At 72.5% G+C, this 7,165-nt stretch carries 9 protein-coding genes, 1 pseudogene and 1 riboswitch; of the genes and pseudogenes, 4 read left to right on the plus strand and 6 right to left on the minus strand.

Features of this window, described 5'->3' with window-relative positions; genetic code table 11:
* Nucleotides 1-46: 46 nt before the first annotated feature.
* The 5 genes from BZL64_RS14080 to BZL64_RS14100 form a co-directional block, all read right to left on the minus strand.
* Nucleotides 47-721, minus strand: coding sequence for an urease accessory protein UreF (locus tag BZL64_RS14080; protein ID WP_086769522.1), 675 nt, complete (start codon nucleotides 719-721; stop codon nucleotides 47-49).
* 22 nt (nucleotides 722-743) lie between these two features.
* Complete coding sequence (locus BZL64_RS14085; RefSeq protein ID WP_086769523.1) at nucleotides 744-2,465, minus strand: urease subunit alpha; 1,722 nt, start codon at nucleotides 2,463-2,465, stop codon at nucleotides 744-746.
* Nucleotides 2,458-2,769, minus strand: a complete 312-nt coding sequence (locus BZL64_RS14090; protein WP_086769524.1) for an urease subunit beta — start codon at nucleotides 2,767-2,769, stop codon at nucleotides 2,458-2,460. Before BZL64_RS14090 ends, BZL64_RS14085 begins: the two co-directional genes overlap by 8 nt.
* An 11-nt stretch (nucleotides 2,770-2,780) precedes the next feature.
* Entirely contained in the window at nucleotides 2,781-3,083 is a 303-nt protein-coding gene (locus tag BZL64_RS14095) for an urease subunit gamma (RefSeq protein ID WP_048819736.1), read from the minus strand.
* Between the two features lie 112 nt (nucleotides 3,084-3,195).
* The gene (locus BZL64_RS14100; RefSeq protein WP_086769525.1) at nucleotides 3,196-3,843 is read right to left on the minus strand and encodes a TetR/AcrR family transcriptional regulator; all 648 of its coding nucleotides are present in this window, start codon (nucleotides 3,841-3,843) and stop codon (nucleotides 3,196-3,198) included.
* A gap of 117 nt (nucleotides 3,844-3,960) precedes the next feature.
* Here BZL64_RS14100 and BZL64_RS14105 point away from each other — a divergent pair, with 117 nt between their 5' ends.
* A complete protein-coding gene (locus tag BZL64_RS14105) occupies nucleotides 3,961-4,974 on the plus strand; it encodes a hypothetical protein (protein ID WP_086769526.1) in 1,014 nt (337 codons plus the stop codon).
* A 126-nt stretch (nucleotides 4,975-5,100) separates the two neighbouring features.
* Here the strand turns inward: BZL64_RS14105 and BZL64_RS14110 are convergent, their stop codons facing one another.
* Nucleotides 5,101-5,388, minus strand: a complete 288-nt coding sequence (locus BZL64_RS14110; protein ID WP_086769527.1) for a type II toxin-antitoxin system Phd/YefM family antitoxin — start codon at nucleotides 5,386-5,388, stop codon at nucleotides 5,101-5,103.
* A 64-nt stretch (nucleotides 5,389-5,452) separates the two neighbouring features.
* Here BZL64_RS14110 and BZL64_RS14115 point away from each other — a divergent pair, with 64 nt between their 5' ends.
* The 3 genes and pseudogenes from BZL64_RS14115 to BZL64_RS14125 form a co-directional block, all read left to right on the plus strand.
* Nucleotides 5,453-6,100: an ATP-dependent Clp protease proteolytic subunit gene (locus BZL64_RS14115; protein WP_086769528.1), complete on the plus strand. Its 648-nt coding sequence runs from the start codon at nucleotides 5,453-5,455 to the stop codon at nucleotides 6,098-6,100.
* Between the two features lie 7 nt (nucleotides 6,101-6,107).
* Entirely contained in the window at nucleotides 6,108-6,413 is a 306-nt protein-coding gene (locus BZL64_RS14120) for a hypothetical protein (protein ID WP_086769529.1), read from the plus strand.
* A 417-nt stretch (nucleotides 6,414-6,830) separates the two neighbouring features.
* A riboswitch (cyclic di-AMP (ydaO/yuaA leader) is annotated at nucleotides 6,831-6,975 on the plus strand.
* A gap of 3 nt (nucleotides 6,976-6,978) precedes the next feature.
* Nucleotides 6,979-7,165 (plus strand): annotated as a pseudogene (locus BZL64_RS14125) (NlpC/P60 family protein); the annotation flags it as partial.

The raw sequence follows: 7,165 nt of genomic DNA on the forward strand, positions 1-7,165 counted from the left end.
GCCCCCGGGGGACGGGAAGGGAAGGGACGGCGGGGGCGAAGAAGCGTCACGAGGCGAACAACCGCACACCCCACCCCGCATGCGCCTCCGCCCCGATCTCGAGCAACGGCGCGGACGCAGAAGGCAACACACCAACCCCCTCCCCCAACACCCTCACCCCCGCGGCGACCGCCCGATCGACAACCAGGTCCACCTGCGGAGCAACCCGCGCAAGCACACCCGTAGCCTCGAACGGATCAAGACTCAGCAGCCGCACCACCGCGGAGGCGGACCCGCTCACACTCTCGTACGCCGCGCAGTACGCCGCGTCGAGAGCCCCGAGTCCGGCCGCACGGGCCGTCAGCCCGAGTACCACCGGCTGATGCGCCCCCTTGGGGAACTCCCGCGCGAGGGCGTCCAGTTCGGCATGCGGCCAGGTGGCCCGCGCCGCCCGCATCAGCTGTCGTCCGAGTCTGCGCGCGGCCACCCGCAGCGCGGGCGACGGCGTCCGGGCGTCGGCGGCGGCGTCCACTTCCACGGGGTCGGCGCCGGCCGCCGTGGCGGCGGCCAGGGCCGCCGCGACGAGTCCGGCCGTGTGCAGCCGGCCCCGGCAGAAGTCCTCCAGGCTCGCCGCGTCGGTGATCCGCCCCGCCTTGACGGCCTCCTCCGCCCCGCCGGAGTGCGCGTGCCCGCCGGCGGGGAAACGTCCGTCGGCGAGGACGAGCAACGCGGCCCTGCTCATCGCCAACCCGTCTTCCGGCCCATTAGAAGAGGAAGTAACGCTGGGCCATGGGCAGTTCGGCCGCCGGTGTCGCCTCGACCAGTTCGCCGTCGATGCGTACGGCGAAGCTGTCGGGGTCGACCTCGACCCGCGGGCGGGCGTCGTTCTCCCGCATGTCGGCCTTGGTCACGCCCCGTGTGGAGTCGATGGCGAGGAACTTCTTGCCGAGCTGGAGGCGTTCCGGGAGCCCGTCCTCGATCGCCAGCGGTGCCACGAAGTTGAACGAGTTGGAGGCCGGTGCCCGCCCGATCGCCCCGAACATGGGGCGCGGCAGGATCGGCTGCGGGGTGGGGATGGACGCGTTGGCGTCGCCCATCTGCGCGTACGCGATCTGCCCGCCCTTGATGACGAGGTGCGGCTTGACGCCGAAGAACGCCGGTTCCCACAGGACGAGGTCGGCCAGCTTGCCGGTCTCGACGGAGCCGATCTCGCGCGCCAGGCCCTGCGCGAGCGCGGGGTTGATCGTGTACTTGGCGATGTAACGGCGTACGCGGTGGTTGTCCGCGTGGCCGTCCCCGGGCAGTGCGCCCCGGCGTTGCTTCATCACATGTGCCGTCTGCCAGGTCCGCAGGATCACCTCGCCGACCCGGCCCATCGCCTGGGCGTCGGAGGAGATGATCGAGATGGCGCCGAGGTCGTGGAGGATGTCCTCCGCGCCGATCGTGGAGGGCCGGATCCGGGACTCGGCGAAGGCGAGGTCCTCGGGCACCGCCGGGTTCAGGTGGTGGCACACCATCAGCATGTCGAGGTGTTCGTCGGCGGTGTTGACGGTGTACGGCCGGGTCGGGTTCGTCGAGCTCGGCAGCACGTGCGGCTGGGAGACGACCGTCATGATGTCCGGCGCGTGCCCGCCGCCCGCGCCCTCGGTGTGGTACGCGTGGATGCCGCGCCCGGCGATCGCCGCGAGGGTGTCGCCGACGAACCCGGCCTCGTTCAGCGTGTCCGTGTGGATGGCGACCTGGATGCCGGTGCGGTCGGCGACCGTGAGGGAGGCGTCGATGACGGCCGGCGTGGAGCCCCAGTCCTCGTGCAGTTTCAGGCCCAGCGCGCCGCCCCGGATCTGGGAGAGCATCGCCTCGTGGGAGACAGTGTTGCCCTTGCCGAGGAAGCCGATGTTGAGCGGGTACTGCTCCATCGCCTCCATCATGCGGGCCAGGTGCCAGGGGCCGGGCGTGACGGTCGTCGCCTTCGAGCCCTCGGCCGGTCCGGTGCCGCCGCCGACCAGAGTGGTCACGCCCGAGGACAGCGCCTCGTCGGCGATCTGGGGGCAGATGAAGTGGACGTGCGCGTCGACCGCGCCGGCCGTGAGGATCCGTCCGTTGCCGGCGATGACCTCGGTCTCCGGACCGATCACCAGGTCGGGGTGCACCCCGTCCATGGTGTCCGGGTTGCCGGCCTTGCCGATGCCGGTGATGCGGCCGTCGCGGATGCCGATGTCGGCTTTGACGACGCCCCAGTGGTCGATGACGACGGCGCCGGTGATCACGGTGTCCGGGGTGCCCTGCGCGCGCGTGGCACGCGCCTGGCCCATCGATTCGCGGATGACCTTGCCGCCGCCGAACACGGCCTCGTCCCCGGCGAGACCGGGGCCGCCGCTGCGGTCCTCCTCGATCTCGACGATCAGATCGGTGTCGGCGAGCCGGATGCGGTCCCCGGTGGTGGGGCCGAACAGGTCGGCGTACGCGGCGCGCGAGATCTCAGGCATCGAGGGCACCTCCGGTCTCCCCGCGTAGTCCGGGCACGATCCGGGCGCCGGCGAGCGGTACGAGTTCGATGTCGACGGGGATCCCGGGTTCGAAGCGCACGGCGGTGCCGGCGGCGACGTTCAGCCGCTGACCGCGCGCGGCGGCGCGGTCGAACTCCAGGCCGGGGTTGGCCTCGGCGAAGTGGTAGTGGGAGCCGACCTGCACGGGCCGGTCGGCTGCGTTGAGGACGGTCAGCCGGGTGACCTCGCGGCCCGCGTTGTAGACGATCGGGTCCGAGGCGAACAGGAACTCTCCGGGAATCATCGAGGCCCCTCTCAGACGATCGGGTCGTGGACGGTGACGAGCTTGGTGCCGTCCGGGAAGGTCGCCTCGACCTGGACGTCGTGGATCATCTCGGGGATGCCCTCCATGACGTCGTCGCGGGTGAGCAGCTTGCGGCCGGACGCCATCAGCTCGGCGACGGTACGGCCGTCCCGGGCGCCCTCCAGGATGTGCGCCGTGATGAGCGCGACGGCCTCGGGGTGGTTGAGCTTGAGCCCACGGGCCCGGCGCTTCTCGGCGACGTCGGCCGCCACATGGATCAGCAGCCTCTCCTGCTCGTGCGGGGTCAGTTGCACGTCCCACCTCACATCCTCGCTCCGGACCGTGCGGGGCCCGGTTGCCGCGGCCATTCGGCAAAGTGCCTGGTGGCGTGGAGGGGCAGGCTAGTTGGACCGCATTTCGGCGACGTTAACCGAGCGGTGATCCCGTAGGCCGCGGCTGTTCGGCCGGCACGCTCATCAGGGCGCGCAGGCCGTCGCGCAGGATGTCGACGGGGGCCGGGCCGAAGAGGGCCTGCTGGGCGATGAAGCCCGTCACGGCGGCGATCATCGTGCGGGCGACGTGGTCCGGGGCGATGTCCGTGCGCATCCGGCCGGTCTGCTGGTAGCCCTCGACGATCCGCCCCCAGGCCGCGCGCACCGAGTCGTACCCCTCGCGCAGGACGGCCGCCAGTTCGGCGTTGCGGGGGATCTCCGACCATGCCTGGACGACCAGGCGCGGGAAGGCGGGCACACCGTCGACGATCAGGGACTCGCGGGCGGCGAGGGTGCGGCCGAGGACCGAGGCCACCAGGAGGTCCAGGGGTGGCGGCGGGCTCTGCCGGGCCGCCTCCTCGAAGGCCTCGCGGACCTCGCCGAGCACCTCGGAGACGATCGCGGCGATCAGTTCGTCCTTGCCGCTGAAGTAGCGGTAGACCGCTCCGGCCGAGAGGTCGGCCTCCTTGAGCACGTCCTGCATGGACGTGGCGTGGAAGCCGTTGCGGGCGAAGCAGAGCGCGGCGGCGTCGAGGATCTGCCGGCGGCGGGCGTCTAGGTGGGCCTGGGATACGCGTGCCATGGCGCCCAAACTAAAACGAACATTCCTTCTTGACAAGCCGCGCCGATCCTGGGCACGGTGGTGCTCCACTTAAAACGAACGATCCTTCTTTTTGGTCGGCCCTTCCGGAGGAACCCCATGTCCACCGCTTCCGCCCCCGCCACCAGGGGCCCCGCCCTGCGAGCGATCGCGGTCGTCGTCCTCGTCCCGCTCCTCTCCGCGCTCGCCCTGTGGGCCTTCGCGTGGCCCGCCGCGCGCACCGCCCCCCGCGACCTCCCGCTCGGCGTGGCGGGACCGCCCGCCGCCACGGCGGGCATCGAGGAGAAGCTGACGCGGCAGGAGGGCGCCTTCGAGATCCATCACTACGCCGACGAGGCCGCCGCCCGCGCCGCCATCGAGGACCGGACCGTATACGGCGCCGTGGTCGTGACCGCCCGGGGTCCCGAACTGCTCACGGCCTCGGCCGCGAGCCCCGTCGTCGCCCAGTTGCTGCAGCAGGCGGTCACAGGGCAGGCAGCCGCCGAAGGGGGTGAGGTGCGGACGGTGGACGTCGTCGCCGCCCCGGCCGCGGATCCGCGCGGCGCGGCGCTCAACGCGAGTGTGCTGCCGCTGGCGATCGCCGGTATCGCGGCGGGCGCGGTGGTGACCCTGCTCGGGCTCCGCGGGGTCCGCGCGGCGCTCACGCTCGTCGGCGCGGCGGCCCTGGTGGGCATGGTCGCCGCGGCACTCGCGCACAGCTGGCTCGGCGTGCTCACGGGCCACTGGTGGGCGGAGGCGGCGACCCTCGGCCTGTCCACGCTGGCGGTGGGCGCGGCCGTGGCCGGGTGCGCGGCCCTGCTGGGCACGCCGGGCATCGGGGCGATGGCGTTCGTGGTGATGTTCCTCGGCAACCCCTTCTCCGGGGCGGCCTCGGCGCCGCAGATGCTGCCCGAGCCGGTCGGGGCGATCGGGCAGTGGCTGCCGCCGGGCGCGGGGAGCACCCTGCTGCGTTCGGTGGCGTTCTTCGACGGCGCGGCGGCGACGGGCCCCGCACTGACCCTCACCTGGTGGGCCGTACTCGGCCTGGGTGCGGTCGTGCTGGGCGACGCGCTGAAGCGGCGGCGCAAGGAGGACGGCCCGACCGCGGAGCGGAGCCCCGCGCTGGTCGGCTGAGGCACGCCCTCCCGGCCACTCCCGCTCCCACCCCACGGACCGACCGTGCGTCTTCGCCTCGGCGAACGGAGGCGCGCGGTCCTTTTCGTGCGCCGGAAGGGCGCCCAGAGGGCTACAGGAGAGCGCCTAGGACGGATCGGCCCCGCGGTGTTCCGCCGCGATCCCGAACCGCTGCCGTCCGCGGGGAGCGGACGCCACCTCCCGGACGGCCGAGACGGAGCTGACGACCTGCTCACCGGCCGAGGCCTCCAGCGCGTCCAGCGCGTCGAGTCGCTCCAGGTCGGCGGCGGAGACGAGGGCGACGAGGGGCTTGCCGTGGCGCGTCACGACGACGCGCTCACCGCCGTACACCACCCGGTTGATCAGGTCGGCGAGTTCAGCCCTGGCTTGTGTCACCGGAATCTCGTAGGCCATGACCCCATTCTAACGTCACGTACGTCCTGTACATTTTTTACAGACGCCGAAGGAGGGGGTTCCCATGACCCGCCCGTCCGCCCGCCCCGCGCTGCCCGAGTCCACCGAACGTACCGGCGCGGGACACCGCACCCTGGATCCCCGCGCGAAGCTCCTGGAGGAGCGGATCGTCCTCCTGGGGACGCCGATCGACGACACGGCGGCGAACGACGTGACGGCCCAGCTCATGTACCTGGAGCACCGCGCCCCGGACCGGGACATCTGCCTGTACGTCAACTCCCCCGGCGGCTCGTTCAGCGCGATGTCCGCCGTCTACGACACGCTCCGGCACCTCACCTGCGACGTGCGCACCGTCTGCCTCGGCCGGGCCGGTTCCCCCGCCGCCGTCCTGCTGGCCGCGGGCACACCGGGCAAGCGGTCCGCACTGCCGGGCGCCCGCGTGGTGCTCCGCCCGTCCGCCCTGCCCGAGCCGGCCGAGGGGCGGACGAGCGACCCGGTCGTCCGGGCGGAGGAGCTGGCCCGCACCCGGTCCCGCCTGGAGGAGATGCTCGTACGGCACACCGGGCGCGCCGCCGGGCAGGTGAGCGCGGACCTGGAGCGGGACCTGATCCTCGACGCGCGGGAGGCCGTGGAGTACGGCCTGGTGGACCGGGTCGAGCACGCCCGCGAGGTCACCGGCGGGGTCACCGGCGGCGCGCCGGACGCGGGGTGATCCGGCGATGCTTCCCGACCTGCCGCCGCTGCCCGCGCTGACCCGCGCCGAGGCCGAGCTGATCGACCGTTACCTGGAGGTGGCCGACCTGCTCGGCCGCATCAACCCCGCCCGGCACGGCGACACCTACGGCGGACTGCGGGCCGCCCAGGCGCTGGTGAGCCGGGCGACCGCACTGCGGGACGCGCTGACGTTGATGCATCAGCGGGGCGAGAGCGAACTGCACGCGCCGACACTCGCGCGGGCGCTGCGCGTGCTCGACGGGGAGCGCCGTACGGCGCGCGTCACGGTGCCGCCGCTCTCCGACGGTTGACCCGCGTCCGTCCGGTCCGGACGGACGGCGCCCTGTGCATGACGTCCGGGCCACGACTCAAACGGACCAAATGGCGTACCCCTGTTCGGAGTACCGGTGCTTGCCTTCTCCGACCCTCAGAAGTTGCGCGCGACGGGGAGGAAGTGGGCGGAATCCAGGGTTCCCGCCCTGGTCGGAGGCCCTGTGGCACCTTGACATCTGATCGAACATCAGGGTGTCCACCCGAACGGGTGAGTGGTGAGTAACCCCACAAATCCCCGGTTCCGTTGGGATTTTCGGACATCGGTGAGCCAAGATCCGTGACTGACGACAAGCCCCCGCCACAAGCGGCGGGGCGGTCCGGGCGGACGCCGAGTCCTGCCGCCGCCCGGATGCCCGAGTCGACAGAAGTGCATCGGCAGGAGTGGAGGACCCGAGCAAGACGGGTCGCCGGACCGGAACGTCCCCGCGAGGGGAGGCGCCGGGCCGAGCAGCCCTTGGGGTGAAGCCGCAGCTGCGGCCGGGCAACTTCGCCAGCCCGAATCCGACAGGTCATCCTTCACAGGCGGCTGACGAAGGGTTGCGCATGACTGCGCTCAATCGTGTCCCGTCGCTCATGGCCCGAGCCGGTACGGCCTCGGCGTTCGCCATCGCCGCCGTGGGCGGCTCGATCGTGGTTCCGGGTGTCGCCTCCGACGCGGCGGCTGCCACGCCGGCGACGAAGGCACTTCAGGTCGCGGCCTCGAAGAAGGGCTCCCCGTACCGGTACGGGG

The organism is Streptomyces bobili, assembly GCF_002154575.1.
In the GTDB taxonomy this organism is placed as follows: domain Bacteria; phylum Actinomycetota; class Actinomycetes; order Streptomycetales; family Streptomycetaceae; genus Streptomyces; species Streptomyces bobili.

Excerpts from the sequence above, each read along its gene's own strand:
- BZL64_RS14080 (WP_086769522.1), bottom strand. The coding sequence starts at position 721 with ATGAGCAGGGCCGCGTTGCTCGTCCTCGCCGACGGACGTTTCCCCGCC.
- BZL64_RS14085 (WP_086769523.1), bottom strand. The coding sequence starts at position 2,465 with ATGCCTGAGATCTCGCGCGCCGCGTACGCCGACCTGTTCGGCCCCACC.
- BZL64_RS14090 (WP_086769524.1), bottom strand. The coding sequence starts at position 2,769 with ATGATTCCCGGAGAGTTCCTGTTCGCCTCGGACCCGATCGTCTACAAC.
- BZL64_RS14100 (WP_086769525.1), bottom strand. The coding sequence starts at position 3,843 with ATGGCACGCGTATCCCAGGCCCACCTAGACGCCCGCCGCCGGCAGATC.
- BZL64_RS14105 (WP_086769526.1), top strand. The coding sequence starts at position 3,961 with ATGTCCACCGCTTCCGCCCCCGCCACCAGGGGCCCCGCCCTGCGAGCG.
- BZL64_RS14110 (WP_086769527.1), bottom strand. The coding sequence starts at position 5,388 with ATGGCCTACGAGATTCCGGTGACACAAGCCAGGGCTGAACTCGCCGAC.
- BZL64_RS14115 (WP_086769528.1), top strand. The coding sequence starts at position 5,453 with ATGACCCGCCCGTCCGCCCGCCCCGCGCTGCCCGAGTCCACCGAACGT.
- BZL64_RS14120 (WP_086769529.1), top strand. The coding sequence starts at position 6,108 with ATGCTTCCCGACCTGCCGCCGCTGCCCGCGCTGACCCGCGCCGAGGCC.